The organism is Mycobacterium sp. SM1, assembly GCF_018361265.1.
Lineage (GTDB): Bacteria > Actinomycetota > Actinomycetes > Mycobacteriales > Mycobacteriaceae > Mycobacterium.
Window position 1 is genome coordinate 44,465 of the sequence record NZ_JAFLNH010000003.1, and the last position, 14,940, is coordinate 59,404.

General features: G+C 65.8%; 17 protein-coding genes. 8 read left to right on the forward strand and 9 right to left on the reverse strand.

Annotated elements, in window-relative coordinates:
- Position 1 precedes the first annotated feature (1 nt).
- On the reverse strand, positions 2 to 277 hold the full coding sequence (locus tag MSM1_RS13410) for a DUF1918 domain-containing protein (protein ID WP_213444404.1): 276 nt from the start codon (positions 275 to 277) through the stop codon (positions 2 to 4).
- A gap of 437 nt (positions 278 to 714) precedes the next feature.
- Here MSM1_RS13410 and MSM1_RS13415 point away from each other — a divergent pair, with 437 nt between their 5' ends.
- Positions 715 to 1,608 carry a universal stress protein gene (locus MSM1_RS13415; RefSeq protein ID WP_213443061.1) on the forward strand — a complete coding sequence of 298 codons (894 nt, stop codon included), beginning with the start codon at positions 715 to 717 and terminating at the stop codon, positions 1,606 to 1,608.
- 34 nt (positions 1,609 to 1,642) lie between these two features.
- Here MSM1_RS13415 and MSM1_RS13420 read toward each other — a convergent pair whose 3' ends face one another.
- On the reverse strand, positions 1,643 to 2,062 hold the full coding sequence (locus tag MSM1_RS13420) for a DUF302 domain-containing protein (RefSeq protein ID WP_213443080.1): 420 nt from the start codon (positions 2,060 to 2,062) through the stop codon (positions 1,643 to 1,645).
- Between the two features lie 68 nt (positions 2,063 to 2,130).
- The gene (locus MSM1_RS13425) at positions 2,131 to 2,400 is read right to left on the reverse strand and encodes a metal-sensitive transcriptional regulator (protein WP_213443082.1); all 270 of its coding nucleotides are present in this window, start codon (positions 2,398 to 2,400) and stop codon (positions 2,131 to 2,133) included.
- 146 nt (positions 2,401 to 2,546) lie between these two features.
- Between MSM1_RS13425 and MSM1_RS13430 the strand changes: the two genes are divergently transcribed.
- From MSM1_RS13430 to MSM1_RS13450, 5 genes are all read left to right on the forward strand, one after another.
- Positions 2,547 to 2,912, forward strand: a complete 366-nt coding sequence (locus MSM1_RS13430) for a carboxymuconolactone decarboxylase family protein (RefSeq protein ID WP_213443084.1) — start codon at positions 2,547 to 2,549, stop codon at positions 2,910 to 2,912.
- 126 nt (positions 2,913 to 3,038) lie between these two features.
- Positions 3,039 to 3,413, forward strand: coding sequence for a thioredoxin (gene trxA, locus MSM1_RS13435; protein ID WP_213443086.1), 375 nt, complete (start codon positions 3,039 to 3,041; stop codon positions 3,411 to 3,413).
- A gap of 119 nt (positions 3,414 to 3,532) precedes the next feature.
- Positions 3,533 to 5,242 carry a cytochrome c oxidase subunit I gene (gene ctaD / locus MSM1_RS13440; RefSeq protein ID WP_213443089.1) on the forward strand — a complete coding sequence of 570 codons (1,710 nt, stop codon included), beginning with the start codon at positions 3,533 to 3,535 and terminating at the stop codon, positions 5,240 to 5,242.
- A gap of 188 nt (positions 5,243 to 5,430) precedes the next feature.
- A complete protein-coding gene (locus MSM1_RS13445; protein ID WP_213443091.1) occupies positions 5,431 to 6,885 on the forward strand; it encodes an NAD(P)/FAD-dependent oxidoreductase in 1,455 nt (484 codons plus the stop codon).
- 21 nt (positions 6,886 to 6,906) lie between these two features.
- Entirely contained in the window at positions 6,907 to 7,083 is a 177-nt protein-coding gene (locus MSM1_RS13450; RefSeq protein ID WP_213443093.1) for a hypothetical protein, read from the forward strand.
- Between the two features lie 106 nt (positions 7,084 to 7,189).
- On the opposite strand, the gene MSM1_RS13455 is transcribed toward MSM1_RS13450, so the two are convergent.
- From MSM1_RS13455 to MSM1_RS13480, 6 genes are all read right to left on the reverse strand, one after another.
- The gene (locus tag MSM1_RS13455) at positions 7,190 to 8,764 is read right to left on the reverse strand and encodes a Na+/H+ antiporter (protein ID WP_213443095.1); all 1,575 of its coding nucleotides are present in this window, start codon (positions 8,762 to 8,764) and stop codon (positions 7,190 to 7,192) included.
- 171 nt (positions 8,765 to 8,935) lie between these two features.
- Positions 8,936 to 10,363, reverse strand: a complete 1,428-nt coding sequence (locus tag MSM1_RS13460) for a dihydrolipoyl dehydrogenase (protein WP_213443097.1) — start codon at positions 10,361 to 10,363, stop codon at positions 8,936 to 8,938.
- Between the two features lie 150 nt (positions 10,364 to 10,513).
- Entirely contained in the window at positions 10,514 to 11,458 is a 945-nt protein-coding gene (locus tag MSM1_RS13465) for a sulfite exporter TauE/SafE family protein (protein WP_307857394.1), read from the reverse strand.
- A gap of 39 nt (positions 11,459 to 11,497) precedes the next feature.
- On the reverse strand, positions 11,498 to 11,782 hold the full coding sequence (locus MSM1_RS13470) for a DUF2892 domain-containing protein (protein WP_236056373.1): 285 nt from the start codon (positions 11,780 to 11,782) through the stop codon (positions 11,498 to 11,500).
- A 23-nt stretch (positions 11,783 to 11,805) separates the two neighbouring features.
- Complete coding sequence (locus MSM1_RS13475) at positions 11,806 to 12,042, reverse strand: hypothetical protein (RefSeq protein ID WP_213443099.1); 237 nt, start codon at positions 12,040 to 12,042, stop codon at positions 11,806 to 11,808.
- Positions 12,039 to 13,256 (reverse strand): YeeE/YedE thiosulfate transporter family protein, encoded by a 1,218-nt coding sequence (locus MSM1_RS13480; RefSeq protein WP_213443101.1) that lies wholly within the window; start codon positions 13,254 to 13,256, stop codon positions 12,039 to 12,041. The genes MSM1_RS13475 and MSM1_RS13480 overlap by 4 nt, the downstream gene beginning before the upstream one ends.
- A gap of 148 nt (positions 13,257 to 13,404) precedes the next feature.
- Here MSM1_RS13480 and MSM1_RS13485 point away from each other — a divergent pair, with 148 nt between their 5' ends.
- Both MSM1_RS13485 and MSM1_RS21900 read left to right on the forward strand, forming a co-directional pair.
- A complete protein-coding gene (locus MSM1_RS13485) occupies positions 13,405 to 14,130 on the forward strand; it encodes a peroxiredoxin (RefSeq protein WP_374101724.1) in 726 nt (241 codons plus the stop codon).
- A gap of 30 nt (positions 14,131 to 14,160) precedes the next feature.
- Positions 14,161 to 14,895 carry a PIG-L deacetylase family protein gene (locus MSM1_RS21900; protein WP_236056375.1) on the forward strand — a complete coding sequence of 245 codons (735 nt, stop codon included), beginning with the start codon at positions 14,161 to 14,163 and terminating at the stop codon, positions 14,893 to 14,895.
- The last annotated feature ends 45 nt before the right edge of the window (positions 14,896 to 14,940 follow it).

The following is a 14,940-nucleotide window of genomic DNA, read 5'->3' on the forward strand; positions in this document are numbered from 1 at the left end:
ATTAACCGTCGTGGGCGGGTGGATCGTTCAGGATCGCCGCTTGCGTTGACGCCAGTCGGGCCCGGGCGCGCTCGTCGGCTGCCTGCTGCTCCGCCTGGGTGACAATGACCGCGTCGGGTCCGGGAAACACCAGCGCCTCATGTCCGGTGTCCAGCCAGCGCACCATGTAGGGCGGCGAGCCGTCCGTGCCGTGCACCTCGGTGATCATCCCGCGATGCTCCGGCTGCTCGTTGGTCCTGCCCTTGACCACCAACCAATCACCGGTGTTGGCCCTCATCATTTACCCCTTTGCTGGTTACCCCTTTGCTGGTTACCCCTTTGCCTCAGTTGGCTTTCATGATGCGGGCACCGCGAATATTCGTGGTAGGGCAGTACGGCACCAGCCTCGGGGGCCAAAGGTCCATCCGGATCCCGCAGTCCTGGGGTGTCTTGACATCCGCGCCGGTCGCCAAGCCTGGCGCGCATGGGGTGTAGCATGCCGGGAGTATCTGCGGCGGTGCAGTTGCGGCGCAGGGTTGGCGCAACCGTTTTCGCACGCCATCGCGTTCGGTAGCGACCGCGGTCGATTCGCAGTTGCAGCTCACCGGGTTTCGGGGCCATTGGAGGGCCATTGGTCCTGACGACGGCGGACCTTTTGCCCCAGCCTGGCACACGGCCGACGACAGTACGCTTCGAGCGTGACCGACGTGATTGGCAGCGCGTGAGGGAGGCGAGATGTGCGAAGCGGCAACGAAGTACGGGATATTGGTTGGTGTCGACGGTTCGGTGGAGGCGGTCGCTGCCATCCGCTGGGCGACCCGGGAAGCCCTGCTGCGCGGTCAGCCGATCACGCTGATGCACGTTGTCGCCCCGGCCCCCGACTGGGCCACGCCTTCCAGGCAGGCGCAACTTGCCCGGGCGTGGGAGAAAAACGCCAACGACGTCATCGAGCAAGCGCGTCAGGCGGTGCTGGCCGGCGCGGAGGCATCCGATCCTCCCGAGCTACACACCGAGGTGGCCCATTCGGCCGTGGTGCCGGCACTTATCGACGCGTCCCGGCAGGCCGAGATGACCGTCATCGGTAGTCATGGGATGAGCGCGCTGAGCCGTTTCCTATTGGGCTCGGTCAGTGATGGCTTGCTTCACCACGGCTACGGCCCGATCGCCATCATTCATGGCGACCGGGCGGTCGACGAGCAGGCACCGGTTGTGCTGGGCATCGACGGGTCGCCTGCCTCAGAAGCGGCCACCGCCTTGGCTTTCGATGAGGCGTCGCGTCGGGGTGTGCGCCTTGTCGCGGTACACGCCTGGAGCGATGTCGGGGTTTTCCCGATCCTTGGGATGGATTGGCGGGAATACGAAGCCCAAGGTAACGAGGTCTTGGCCGAACGCCTGGCCGGATGGCAAGAACGATATCCGGATGTGACCGTGCGCCGCCGGCTGGTGTGCGACAAACCGGCCCACTGGCTCATCGAGGAATCCCACCACGCCCAGCTTGTCGTGGTCGGCAGCCATGGCCGGGGCGGGTTCCCCGGCATGCTGCTGGGCTCGGTGAGTTCCGCGGTGGCGCAGTCCGTCGACATTCCGGTGCTTGTCGTGCGGCCTCGCGACGCGGCAGGCCGCATATGACCGACCGTGCGCCCGCTCCGGTACGTCAGGCGCGTTACCGAGTCTGGGCGGGCTGACCAACCGCGCTGATCGCCGCCTGCAGCTTGCTCGCGGCTTGGTCGGCGATTTCTTGCAGCCCCTCCGGTTGGCCTGCCACCTGGACCATGATTTGCGGATCCATCGCCTCCACGATGATCGCGTCGCTCTGGCCGGCGAGGTCGGCCCGCACCACCACGTTGCACGGCAACAGCTGGCCGATCTCGCGGTCCACATCCAGCGCACGATGCGCCAAGGAGGGGTTGCAGGCACCAAGGATCAGATAATCCTCCATCTCCTGACCGAGCTTTTCCTTCAGCGTGGCTTTGACATCGATCTTCGTCAGCACACCGAAGCCCTGATCGGCCAGCGCTCGGGTGACGCGATCAACCGCTTCACCGAACGAGGTGTGCAGCTTGGTGCTAAGGCCCAGCGTCATTGCTACTCCTCCCTAGTCCTTCGTGACTGTTGACATGCTCTGCCGTTTGCGATCCGCGCACCTGCGATTCAGGCCAGGGCAAGGAACAGCTTTTCCAGTTCGGCCTCTGTCAGCGGCGACTCGTCGGCCGTGGTGCCGCCGCTGATGCAATCCCGAAGGCTGGACGCGACGATCTTAAAGCCCGCCCGGTCAAGCGCCCGGGACACCGCCGCGAGTTGGGTAACCACGTCCTTGCAGTCACGGCCCTGCTCGATCATCGCGATCACCCCCGCGAGTTGGCCCTGGGCGCGGCGTAACCGGTTGAGCACGGCGGTCACGCTGTCCTGATCACCGATCATGATCCCTCCACATCTTGTCGCCCATGTTACCCCTAGGGGTATAAGCGTGCCAGTCGCACGGACCAGTCGCACGGGCCGTCGGCCCTGCGCCAGCGCGAAGTCCGGGATGGGAATATACCCGGTCGGGTATGTGTATTGTATCGGTTATGAGCCAACACACCCATTACCAGGAAGTGCTCAACGAGCTGAACCCGCAGCATCGCGCCCTCAAGGCAATGATCCCGGAGGTCTACCGCGGGTACCTGGAAATGCAAAAAGCCGCGCAGACTCCCGGCGCGTTAGACACGAAAGTCAAAGAACTCATCGCGCTGGCGATCGGCATCGTGGCCGGGTGCGATGGCTGCATCGCCTCACACGCCCGAGCCGCCGTGCGTGCCGGGGCGAGCAAGCAAGAAGCCGCCGAGGCCATCGGCGTCAGCATCCAAATGCACGGTGGGCCGGCCACCATCTACGGCGCTCGCGCTTATGACGCGTTTTGTGAGTTCGCCGACGCCACGTCACCGGCCCGATGAGCATCGGAGGCGGGGCGCCGGGCATCCGGCCGACTGCTATCCGGAAACGGACCGCTTTGAGGTTTTCGTCATCCACGCCGACACGCCGACACGGCAACGAAAGGAAACGAAAGGATAGGTGCTGCAATGACCATAAAAAATCTCACCTTCACCGATTTCGAGTCGACGATCCTGGAAAACCCAATCGTGCTCGTCGACTTCTGGGCGCCGTGGTGTGGCCCGTGCCGGGCTTTCGGTCCGGTCTTCGAACAGTCCGCCCAAAACTACCCGGACATTGTGCACGCCAAAGTCAACACCGAAGATGAGCGGGAGCTGGCCGCAGCGGCCGGCATCCGATCCATCCCGACCATCATGGCTTTTCGCGACGGCGTCCTGGTGTACAGCCAGCCCGGGGCGATGCCTCCGGCGGTGCTCGACGATCTGATCGGCCAGATCAAGGCCCTCGACATGGAGGCGGTTCGCGCCCGGATCGCCGCGCGCCGTGCTGACGCTAAAGCCTAAGCAGCACAACAGTGCTTTCATTGTCGATGTGCGCAGCTACATGCTGCTGGCAACGCCGAGTTTCCCACGGCAGCAGCTAAATTCGGGTAATCGGCTAGGACGCGACGTCGGGAGATGCCATGACCGCTGATGCCATGTCTGTGGTCCGGTTGCAAGCGCGCCGCCCGTTTCCGGCCCGGTTGGGGCCGAAGGGCGCGCTGGTCTACCGGCTGATCACCACCACCGACCACAAGACGATCGGGATCATGTACGTGGTCACCTGCATGAGCCTGTTCTTTGTGGGCGGGCTGATGGCGCTGTTGATGCGCGCCGAGCTGGCCGCACCCGGTCTGCAGTTTTTGTCCAACGAGCAGTACAACCAGCTGTTCACCATGCATGGCACCATCATGTTGCTGCTGTATGCCACCCCGATCGTGTTCGGGTTCGCCAACCTGGTGCTGCCGCTGCAGATCGGCGCCCCCGATGTCGCCTTCCCGCGGCTGAACGCCCTGTCGTTCTGGCTGTTTTTCTTCGGCGCCTTGATCACCCTCGCGGGTTTCATCACCCCGGGCGGGGCCGCCGACTTCGGCTGGACCGCCTACACGCCGTTAAGCGACGGCTTGCATAGCCCCGGAGCCGGTGGCGACTTGTGGATCATGGGGCTGATCATCGCGGGTCTGGGCACCATTTTGGGCGCGGTCAACATGATCACCACGGTGGTGTGCCTGCGCGCGCCCGGGATGACGATGTTCCGGATGCCGATCTTCACCTGGGACATCCTGGTGACGTCGATCATCGTGCTGATCGCCTTTCCGCCCCTGACCGCCGCGCTGTTCGCGCTGGCCTATGACCGGCACCTCGGAGGGCACGTCTATGACCCGGCCAGCGGTGGGCCGATCCTGTGGCAGCATCTGTTCTGGTTCTTCGGCCACCCCGAGGTCTACATTGTCGCGTTGCCGTTTTTCGGGGTCGTCACCGAGATTTTTCCGGTGTTTAGCCGCAAACCGGTCTTCGGCTACACCACCCTGGTCTATGCCACCTTGGGTATTGCGGGGCTGTCGATCACGGTGTGGGCGCACCACATGTTCGCCACCGGCGCGGTGCTACTGTCGTTCTTTAGCCTTACGTCCTATCTGATCGCGGTGCCCACCGGGATGAAGTTCTTCAACTGGATTGGCACCATGTGGAAGGGCCAGCTGACCTTCGAGACACCGATGCTGTTCTCGGTCGGCTTTTTGGTGACCTTCCTGCTGGGCGGTTTGACCGGGGTGCTGCTGGCCAGCCCGCCGCTGGACTTTCACGTCACCGACTCCTATTTCGTGGTCGCGCACTTTCACTACACGCTGTTCGGCACCATCGTGTTCTCCACCTTCGCCGGCATCTATTTCTGGTTTCCGAAGATGACCGGGCGGCTGCTGGACGAGCGGCTGGGCAAGCTGCATTTCTGGCTGACCCTCATCGGGTTTAACACCACGTTTTTGGTGCAGCACTGGCTGGGCAACATGGGCATGCCGCGCCGCTACGCCGACTATCTGCCCACCGACGGTTTCCAGCCGCTCAACGTGGTCTCCACCACCGGCGCGTTCATCCTCGGTGTCTCGATGCTGCCGTTCGTGTGGAACGTGTTCAAAAGCTGGCGCTACGGCGAGCCGGTGATTGTCGATGACCCGTGGGGTTACGGCAATTCGCTGGAGTGGGCGACCAGCTGCCCGCCGCCGCGGCACAACTTCACCGAGCTGCCCCGCATCCGCTCGGAGCGTCCGGCGTTCGAGTTGCACTACCCGCACATGGTCGAACGGCTACGCGCCGAAGCGCACGTCGGCCACCGCGCGAAAGGGAGCGAGTCATGACTCAGGTGTGCGCCGCGAGCGACGCGGTGGTGCATTCGCCGAGCAGCACCCGGCGCTCAATTTTGCAGCTATTGGCGGCTGTTAGCGGCTATTGTTGCTGTCTCACCAAACCCTGTCACACAGGGATGTTGTCGCCGCATCTTTTTCGTCATAGTTTTTCGTCATAGTGGTCTCACCGAGGAGCGTCAATGGCACGAGTCGTCATCCTGGGCGCCGGCATCGCGGGACACACCGCCGCCTTGCACCTGCGTCGCTGGTTGTCCCGCAGCCACGAAGTCGTCGTGGTTTCCCCTAACGCCGAGTGGAACTGGATCCCGTCGAACATCTGGGTCGGCGTCGGCCGGATGGACGCGGCGAAAGTGCTGGTTCCGCTCAAGCCGATCTACAAGCGCCAGGGCATTGTCTTTCACCAGGGGTTCGCTACCGCGATCCGGCCCGAGGGGACCCGCGAACAGCCATCACCGTCAGTGGATTTCACCTACACCGACGAGGCACGCCGCGGCGAAACCGGCAACCTCACCTACGACTACCTCATCAACGCCACCGGACCGCAGTTGAACTTCGCGGCTACCCCCGGCCTCGGCCCTGACGGATACTCCTACTCGGTGTGCACCGCCGAGCATGCCGCCGTGGCCGCTCAAGCGCTCGAGCAGGTTATCGCCAAGCTGAAGGCCGGGCAGAAGCAGCGGCTTGTCATCGGGATCGGGCACGGCACCTGCACCTGCGAGGGCGCGGCGTTCGAATACACCTTCAACGTCGAGCACACATTGCGCGCGGCCGGGGTGCGCGACTTGGCCGAGATCATCTATCTCACCAATGAATACGAGCTGGGAGACTTCGGCGTCGACGGCATGAAGTTCGTCGAGAAAGGCTTTACACAGTCCAGCCGGCTGTGGACCGAATCGCTGTTTCGCGAGCGCGGCGTCAAAGCCATCACGCAGGCCGCCGTGCACGAGGTGATGGCAGGCAAGCTGCGCTACGAGCAGCTCGACGGCACCGAGCACATCCTGGAGTTCGACTTCGCCATGCTGCTGCCACCGTTTCGGGGCGTGCCCCTCGCCGCCTACGACAAAGACGGCAACGACATCACGGCTACTTTGTTCGCGCCGTCGGGTTTTCTCAAGGTCGACGCCGACTACTCGGGCAAGCCATATGAGCAGTGGTCCGCCGACGACTGGCCGCACACCTATGAGTCACCCGCATACCCCAACATCTTCGCACCGGGCATCGCGTTCGCGCCCCCGCACTCGATTTCGCGGCCGCGCACGAGTGCGAAGGGAACGGTCATCACGCCCAGCCCGCCGCGCACCGGCATGCCCTCGGGCGTCATGGCCAAGACGGTCGCGCAGACCATCCGGGACCGCATCAAAAACCCCCAGGCGCCCGCCCATCGCGCCTCCATGGCGACCATGGGCGCGGCGTGCGTCGCCTCCGCCGGGGCCGGTGTGCGCAACGGCTCGGCCGCGGCGATGACGATGTTCCCGATCGTGCCCGACCCGATGAAGTACCCGCAAACCGGCCGCGACATTGCCGGCACATCTGGTGAGCTGGGGCTGGCCGGTCACTGGGTCAAACTGATGCTGCACTACCTGTTCATCTACAAAGCCAAGGCCAGGCCGTTTTGGTGGCTGATTCCCGAATGATCCTGACTGAAAGGCACTGTCATGGCCGACGACGGCACCGATTCGCCGGAGAACGTCCGCACCGCTGAGCGCATCGCCGACGCCCCCCTGCCCACTCCCACCACGCTGCGGAGGCGTCAGAACATCGTCGTCCAGTTCTGGCGTTTTGCCCGCATCAACTTGCGGATGATGCGAATCATCCGCAGTGGCCACGGCTAACCGTCCCGGCGATCAGCGAACCGCCGGCCGCCGCGCGCCGCGTGGTTTTCCCGTGATGCGGCTGGCTGTCACCGGGGGAGATGGCCTCGCCCGGCTGTCGGTACGCTTATAAACCCAGGATCCGGGCTTCCTCAAGGTCCAGAATGCGCTCGATGGCGCGGCGGACCGTTGCGCTGATACGGCCCTGCTGCCGCAGCTCAATCACCGTGGACCGCTCCACGCCCAATAACCGCAACTGCAGCTCCCGGTATCGTTGCAGCTCGTCGGCCCCACTGGTGGCCCGGCTGGGCTGATCCTGGTTGGCGCCCTGCAGGCGCCGCACCCTGGCCCCATAGAGCGCGCGCAGCGACTCGACCGCGTCATCGACACGCTCGGTGGCGGCATAGTCGTCCAGCCAGGCCAACGCGGCCCGCGCGGCCTGCAGCCGGGCCAGCCGCTGCTGGCTCTGGAGGTCCTCGTGGCCGATCCCGAGGTGGCGCAGCAGCCACGGCAGGCTCGTGCCCTGCAGCATCAAAGTGGCGACGATCACGCCAGCCGTGACCACGACCACCAGCTCGCGGTCGGGAAACGGCGAGCCGTCGGCCCGCCGCAGCGGCACGGCCAATGCCGCAGCCAGCGACACGCCGCCGCGCATCCCGGCCCACCCGATGACGATCCGCTCCCGCCACCCGGCCGGCTGCCCGGCGCGGCCCAACAATCTGGCTGCGGCCGGCCCGAGCAGCATCCACACCAGACGCGAGCCCATTACCGCGGCGATTACGGCTATCATCGCGGCCATCACCGTTTCGATGGCCAGGTCCGGGATCGCGCGCACCACGCGCACCAGCTGCATGCCCAAAAGGGTGAACAGCACCCCGTTGAGAACAAACACCAGCACGTCCAGAAAAGCGAACGCCTGTAGCCGCCCGCCCGCGGTGTAGATCACCCCGGTGCGCGAGCCCACATACACCCCGGCGACCACCGTCGCCAGAATCCCCGACAGTCCGGCGATCTGCGCCGTCACGTAAGTCAGGTAGGGCGTAGACAGCGACAGGGTGATCTCCACCAAGGGCTGGTCGATGCGCCTCCGCACCCATACCAACACCCAGGCGATCGCAAAGCCCAGCAACGCGCCGCCCAACGGGGCGGCTAGCAGCGCCATCGCAATCTCGCCGGGTCCGAGTGCTCCGGTCACCACCGCGGCCACCGCGCTCGCATACAACACGAGGGCGCTGCCGTCGTTGACCAGACCCTCGCCTTCGACGATTGTGACCAGCCGCTCGGGCACATTGAGTCGGCGGAACACGGCGGTGGCCGCGACCGCGTCGGTCGGCGCCACCACCGCCCCCACCACAGCGGCCACCCCCGGCGGCACGCCCGCGACCCCCACCATCACCCCCGCGACCGCAGCCATCGTGACCAGGACCAGCCCCACCGCCAGCAGTCCGATTGGCGTGGCGTTGGCCCGCAGGTCCCGCGGGGCGCTGAAGAACGCCGCGTAGTAGAGCAGCGGCGGCAGGAACACGAAGAACATGACCTGGGGCGATAGTTCGGGCGTAGCGACCACCGACGACAGACCCAGCAGCGAACCGGCGACCACCAGCAGCACCGGGTAGGGCAGCCCGGTGCGCTCGGCGGCCCACCCGGCCACGGCGGCTACCAGCGGCAGGCACGGTAAAAGCATCGCGACGTGCCCCGACATCAGGTCCGCACCTCATGTCCCCCGGGGGGTGAGCTGTCACCCGGACGCGCCGCGGCTGCTCGGCAGCATCCGGCGCACCGACGAGCACCCCTGGGCTGCACTCCGCCGGGCAGCACCTGGGGGGTGAGCGGCATCCGGGGCGTCACGGCAGCGGTCTGGTGGTCGGGGACGTCAGACAAGTACCTGGCGCGCCGCCGCGTTGATGCCTTCGGAGATCATCGGATGGGGAAATGCCACCTCGGCCAGGGCGCGGGCGTCGAGCCCTTCGTTGAGCGCGAGGGCCAGGGGCGCGACGAGCTGCGCGGCGTCGGCGCCCGCGATCTGGGCGCCGAGCAGACGAGCGCTGTGGGAGTCGAACACCAGCTTTAGATACCCCGTGGTTTCGCCCAGGATCTGGGCCCGAGCGTCGACGGCATAGTCGTAGCTGCCCACGGCCACGTCCCCATGCAGCTCGACGGCTTTCTCCTCGGTGAGCCCCACGCTAGCCAATTCCGGATCGGTGAACACGGTGAAGGGCACGGCCGTGAACTCCATGCGGTCCGCGCTGGCGCCACCCGCCAGGATGTTGTGCGCGACGACGATGCTCTGGCGCACCGCCGAGTGAAACAGCATGCTGGCGCCATTGACATCCCCGGGCGCCCACACCGACGGGTTGGTGGTGCGCAACGTCGCGTCGACAACCGGGCTGCGGTGGCGATCGAGGCGCACATCGAGATGGTCGATGCCCTCGGGGAGGACCGGAACCCGGCCGGTTGCCATGATCACCAGGTCACCGGCGACCGCGCCCTCGGTGGCTTCCTGGCCGCATTGGGATCGATAGCGCACCTGCAGATCGGTGCCCGAACGCTCGATCCCGGTGACGGCCGCGCCGAGATGCACCTGGACGCGTCCGCGCAGCGAGCGCGCCAGGAAGTCGGCCAGGTCCCGATCAAAGCCCGGCAGCAGCTGGTCGGTGAGCTCGAGGACGACGGGCGCGGCCCCGAGATGCGCGAAGATGGTGGCCGTCTCGACACCGATGTAGCCCCCGCCGATGATGACCGGGCGCTGCGGAAACGCCAGGTCGGCACCGAGGCGGAACAGCTCGTGGGAGGTCACCGCGAGTTCAGCCCCGGGAATGGGGAGCCGGCTCGGGGCGGAGCCGGTGGCGACTATCAGGCTGTGAAAGCCCACGCGCTGGACCCTGCCGCCGTCGGTTGTCACCTCGAGCTCCCGGTCGCCGACTACGCGGGCTCGCCCGGATACGAATTGCACCGTGGAGGACTCCAGCTCTTTGCGGTGTTGCTCGTAGCGGGTCTGCTGGACGGCGTCTTTGTGGCGGAGAATGTCGCGCCACCGCGACGCCGCGTCGCGCGGATCCGGCGCCGCTGCCGCTGCGCCGGTCAGGGCCGCCAGGGGACCCGAGCGGGCACGCTGGTAGCTCAGCGCGGCCTCCCGCACCGCCTTGGAGGGCACACAGCCCTCGGCCAGGCAATCGCCACCCAGGTTGCCGATCGGATCGGCCATCAGCACCGAGCGACCGGCGGCCGCGAGGCGAAATGCAGCCGGGTAGCCGGCTCCTCCAGCGCCGATGATCGCCACATCCACCAGGTTTGACGGCATCCCTCGATCCTGGCATCGGACTTCTCGCCCAGCTAGGGCCGTTCGGCCTTTCGTGGATTGGCCCACGTGGCCGGCCGCCCGGCGCGGCTGGAGTTCGCGAGCTCAACGCGGCGCCGGCCGGCCGAACGCGGCACCCGTCTCCGGTAACCGCTACCCGCCGGTCGGCGTGCTCCGCCACATCGTCAATAGCGAATGGGCCGCGGTGTAGCCGGCGACAACCACCAGCAGCCACACAAACCACCGGGTGAGCCGGGCGGCAGGAACCCGGTTGGCCATCGCGTCCCCGACGATCACCCCGAGAAATCCCGCCGCGGTGAATGGCACGGCCACCGGCCAGTCGACTCCGCCGCTGTGCAGGCGGAATATCAAGGCTTCCGCCGAGCTGATGGCGATGACCAGCAGCGAGGTTCCCACCGCAACGGGCATCTCGTAGCCGAGCGCCAGGACCAGCGCCGGCACGATCACGAAACCGCCGCCCACGCCGAAGAAGCCGGTGAGAAAGCCCACGACACTGCCGGCGGCCACCACCCGCCCGGCCGTCGCCGCGCGCTCCCGGCGGCCACGGTCGCGCGCCGCCGGCGTATCCGGGGGAGCGGACGTCGACACCGAGCCGGCACCCCCGGCTCGTCTCACCAGCCGCTCTCCGTCACCCCTGGACGCGGGCGCGATCGACTGTCTTATGTGGCACGGTGTTTCGGCGTATCGGCAATGCATGCGCCACGCGGCCCCCAGGATCAACGCGGAAAACGCCAGCAGCAGCACCTGGTTGGGGACCGCCCGGCTGAGCAGCGAGCCGAGCGCCGCGCCGCCGAGGCCGACCAGCCCAAAGATCAGCCCGGAGGCGAATCGCACGGAGCCGGCGCGCCAATGTCCCACCAAACCGACCAGCGCCGTGGCGCCCACCGCCACAAGCGACGTCGTGGTCGCCGCGTGGGCCGTCTCACCCACCCCGTAGACCAGGGCCGGCACAGCCAGGATGGAGCCACCGCCACCCAAAGCTCCCAGCGAGAGTCCGATCACACACCCCAGCGCTACCGACGCGGCAATAGCCCCCGTGCTCAGCGCCGCCAGATCGGGGGCGACCGCTGGGCTCACCGAATCCCGCGCAGGGCGCTGTCGGTGTCGCCGCTCAACTCACCGGGCACGGCTTTGCGCGCGTTCGGCTGCGGTTGGGACTCCCAGACGATGCAGCACGACACCCGTGGGGCACCAGCCCGCCGCGGCGTCCAGCAGCAAATTCGCGCCGACGAAGGCCGTCAGCATCCGCCAGCGGCCGGAATGCTTACGCCCTAAGGCCAAGGTCGTGAGCACCACAGTCCCGGCCAGGAGATGCTCGATCCGTTCGAGCGTCCAGCCCTGCGGTTTCGGCATCCCGAACGTTCCGCGCTCGATGGCGAGCGACTCCTGCTGCTCCTGCATGGTGACCCTCCTTTTCGGTTCTGCTACCGCTTCGCATTCTTTCTCGGCCGGCTCGTCTGAGGTACCCGCTTCGGTGTCTTCGGTGTGTAGCACATCGCCGCGGCGGCGAGAAGTACCAGCGGAATGATCGCCGTGATCAGCACTTGGGCCAACGTCAGCGGGCCCGACGTGCCGTTGTGGGTCACCACTGCCGCGGTCACACACGTCGCTACCGCACCGCACACCACGGCAACCAGCAACCGTTTCTCGGGTGCTTTCATCCTGCGACCCTTTCGCTTGCCTCACCGTAGATGACACGAGCCGTGGCAGTCATGCCGATAAAGACAGCGATGGTGAACAACCAGCCGCTTGCGGCCATCTGAATGCCCCCGCTCAGGATGTGCCCACTGGCGCAGCCACCGGCCATCCGGGCGCCAAACATCAGGATGAAAAAGCCGCCGAAGCTGCCGATTGCCCGCTTCCACGGATCGCTGCCGAACCTGTTGCGCCACGACGGCGGAATGACCAGCCTAAACCCTTGAAAATACCGGCTGACGAAAACCGCCGTGATTAACGCGCCAAGCAGCGTTCCGATATCTGCAAACGGCTCCCATCCGACGGTTTGGATCACCAACCTGGTGTAGTCGAAGGTCGGCAGCAGCAGATGTCCGGCGAACCAAGAGTACGTCGTTGACTCACCGAAAATCTGGTGCAGGAAAATCGCGAGCACCACCACTATGCCGAGGAAAACACTTGTTCCCAGCTTTATCCGTGAGTAAAAGTTACCCGTGGGCACGTCGGCGACCACTAACGCATGCAGCCTGGACGACGGGGAGTGATCCAGGCCCCCTTCGGTCAAGTACGCCACGGTGTCCGACATCAGGTCCTCCTCATGCGGATCGCTCTTGCCGCCGGCAGCGTGCACCAAACAACTCCTGCCGCGGGCGTAGCGCGGAAGCAGTGCCGCGCCAACAAAAAGCGCCGTTGCGTAGGCGACAGCAATAAGGAGTGTGAACATCGGACGGATGTGTTGTATTGATCCAGACGCGATAAGATCGCCGTAGTTCGCCGCGTGTACTAGCCAATGACCAACCGGTGTCGAGTACACCAGTGTCCAGGCTGCCGCACCAAGAAGACCGCCGGGAAATGCGTACAGCGCGTCTCTCCTGCCCTCACCAAGAGCCATCAATTCGGAACCGGGGAGGTACCCGGAAATAGCAATCCCGGCGCCGAAGAGAATCCCCCCAATCGAAATACCGAAGATATAAACCGGTTTCGGTGAGAAATGCATGGAAAATCCCAGCGCGTACAGGCCGTACAAGGTGACGGCGCCAACTGCCGAGGTGATGGCAATGCAGCCGACCAAGAGCCGGTCCTTCCACCGCGCCAACCGGATCAAGGTCTCAGGATTCCCGATGCCCCAGACCTGCCCGACGGCTCCGAGGCACATCCCGATGGGAACGCCGACCCACAGTGGTGCGGTCACGGTGATCATCGCTGCGGTGCCGTACGATGACTTTCGGCCCTTATCACCAGCCGGAAGCGATGTGCATCCTGACTATGCGTGTGCACACGCCCATGATATACCCGTCGGGGTATAACCTGAGGGAGGGACCTGAGGGAGGGAAACGAAAGGAGTCACGATGACCACCGTCGAAGACGCGCCCGCGGCCGCAACGCCCATGCCACGTATCGGCGATCCCGCACCTGCGTTCACCGCCGTCACCACCGAAGGCGAGATCAACTTTCCTGCAGACTATCAGGGTAAATGGGTGATTTTCTTCTCCCACCCGGCCGATTTCACCCCGGTGTGCACAACCGAGTTCGTGACCTTTGCGGCCATGCGCCAACAGTTCGCCGACTACAACACCGAGCTTCTGGGACTGTCGGTCGACGGGCTCGATAGCCACATCGCGTGGCTGCGCGCCATCAAGGAGAAGATCGCTTTCCGTGGCCGCAAAGACGTCGAGGTTAACTTTCCGATCATCGCCGATGTCTCAATGGATGTGGCCCGTAAATACGGGATGATCATGCCCGGCGAGGCTTCCACGAAGGCGGTGCGGGCGGTCTTCGTCATCGACCCGAAAGGGATCATCCGCGCGATCATTTACTACCCACTGATCTTGGGGCGCAACTTCGACGAGCTGCTGCGCGTCGTCAAGGCCTTGCAGGCCACCGATCATTTCGGTGTCGCGGTCCCAGCCGACTGGCGGCCCGGTGACCCGGTCATCCTGCCCCCACCTGACTCCCCCGCTGCCGCGCAGGAGCGGATGGCCGAAGCCGCCGAGGGCGTCCAGTGCCAAGACTGGTATTTCTGTACCAAGGAGCTTCCGGCCGACGAGGTGGAATCCGCTATCCGAGCGCGCTAAGCGCAATCGGCGGCTTTGGTGTCCGCTTCGATGACCGCTCGTCAGCTTCCCGGGTGGCGGTCGGTGCTCGCCGTGGTCGCCCATCCCGACGACGAGTCGTTTGGCTTGGGCGCTATTTTATCGGCGTTCGCCCAACGCGGAGCCCGCCTGGCAGTGCTGTGTCTGACCCACGGTGAGGCATCGACACTGCATGGGGTTGCCGGCGACTTGGCCTGCATCCGGGCCGGTGAGTTGGCGGCGGCGGCCGAGGTGCTTGGCGTGTCGGCGGTGGAGTTGCTGGACTACCCGGACGGGCGCCTGGCCGAGGTCAGCCCCGACGAGTTGGCGGTCTCGGTGGTCGATTGCGCTCGGCGATGCGGCGCCGAGGGTTTATTGGTGTTCGATCGCGGCGGCGTCACCGGTCACCCCGACCATCGGCAGGCGACCGCTGCGGCCCTGCTTGCCGCGGCCGAGGTTGGCCTGCCGGTACTGGGCTGGACACTGCCGGCCGCCGTCGCCGAGGTTCTCAACTGCGAGTACGCTGCCGCGTTCATCGGCCATCGGCTCGCCGAGATCGACGTGATCGTGCCGGTGGACCGGCGCCGGCAGTATCAAGCGGTGTGCCGTCATCTCAGTCAGGCGTTGCCATCCAGCGTGCTGTGGCGACGGCTGGAACTGCTCGGGCCGTTCGAGCATCTGCGCTGGCTGAGCGAGGCGCCCGACAAAAACCCCGGCCGGACACCCGATTTGGCTGATTCGACCCGATCTGTCACCCGATCCGCGTAAGTGTCGGTCACCGGGCCGACAAGGCTGGGCGCGGCGGGGGTGGCG

Excerpts from the sequence above, each read along its gene's own strand:
- MSM1_RS13415 (WP_213443061.1), top strand. The coding sequence starts at position 715 with ATGTGCGAAGCGGCAACGAAGTACGGGATATTGGTTGGTGTCGACGGT.
- MSM1_RS13425 (WP_213443082.1), bottom strand. The coding sequence starts at position 2,400 with ATGATCGGTGATCAGGACAGCGTGACCGCCGTGCTCAACCGGTTACGC.
- ctaD (WP_213443089.1), top strand. The coding sequence starts at position 3,533 with ATGACCGCTGATGCCATGTCTGTGGTCCGGTTGCAAGCGCGCCGCCCG.
- MSM1_RS13470 (WP_236056373.1), bottom strand. The coding sequence starts at position 11,782 with ATGCAGGAGCAGCAGGAGTCGCTCGCCATCGAGCGCGGAACGTTCGGG.
- MSM1_RS21900 (WP_236056375.1), top strand. The coding sequence starts at position 14,161 with ATGACCGCTCGTCAGCTTCCCGGGTGGCGGTCGGTGCTCGCCGTGGTC.
- MSM1_RS13410 (WP_213444404.1), bottom strand. The coding sequence starts at position 277 with ATGAGGGCCAACACCGGTGATTGGTTGGTGGTCAAGGGCAGGACCAAC.
- MSM1_RS13450 (WP_213443093.1), top strand. The coding sequence starts at position 6,907 with ATGGCCGACGACGGCACCGATTCGCCGGAGAACGTCCGCACCGCTGAG.
- MSM1_RS13420 (WP_213443080.1), bottom strand. The coding sequence starts at position 2,062 with ATGACGCTGGGCCTTAGCACCAAGCTGCACACCTCGTTCGGTGAAGCG.
- MSM1_RS13445 (WP_213443091.1), top strand. The coding sequence starts at position 5,431 with ATGGCACGAGTCGTCATCCTGGGCGCCGGCATCGCGGGACACACCGCC.
- MSM1_RS13430 (WP_213443084.1), top strand. The coding sequence starts at position 2,547 with ATGAGCCAACACACCCATTACCAGGAAGTGCTCAACGAGCTGAACCCG.
- MSM1_RS13485 (WP_374101724.1), top strand. The coding sequence starts at position 13,405 with ATGACCACCGTCGAAGACGCGCCCGCGGCCGCAACGCCCATGCCACGT.
- MSM1_RS13460 (WP_213443097.1), bottom strand. The coding sequence starts at position 10,363 with ATGCCGTCAAACCTGGTGGATGTGGCGATCATCGGCGCTGGAGGAGCC.
- MSM1_RS13455 (WP_213443095.1), bottom strand. The coding sequence starts at position 8,764 with ATGTCGGGGCACGTCGCGATGCTTTTACCGTGCCTGCCGCTGGTAGCC.
- trxA (WP_213443086.1), top strand. The coding sequence starts at position 3,039 with ATGACCATAAAAAATCTCACCTTCACCGATTTCGAGTCGACGATCCTG.
- MSM1_RS13475 (WP_213443099.1), bottom strand. The coding sequence starts at position 12,042 with ATGAAAGCACCCGAGAAACGGTTGCTGGTTGCCGTGGTGTGCGGTGCG.
- MSM1_RS13480 (WP_213443101.1), bottom strand. The coding sequence starts at position 13,256 with ATGATCACCGTGACCGCACCACTGTGGGTCGGCGTTCCCATCGGGATG.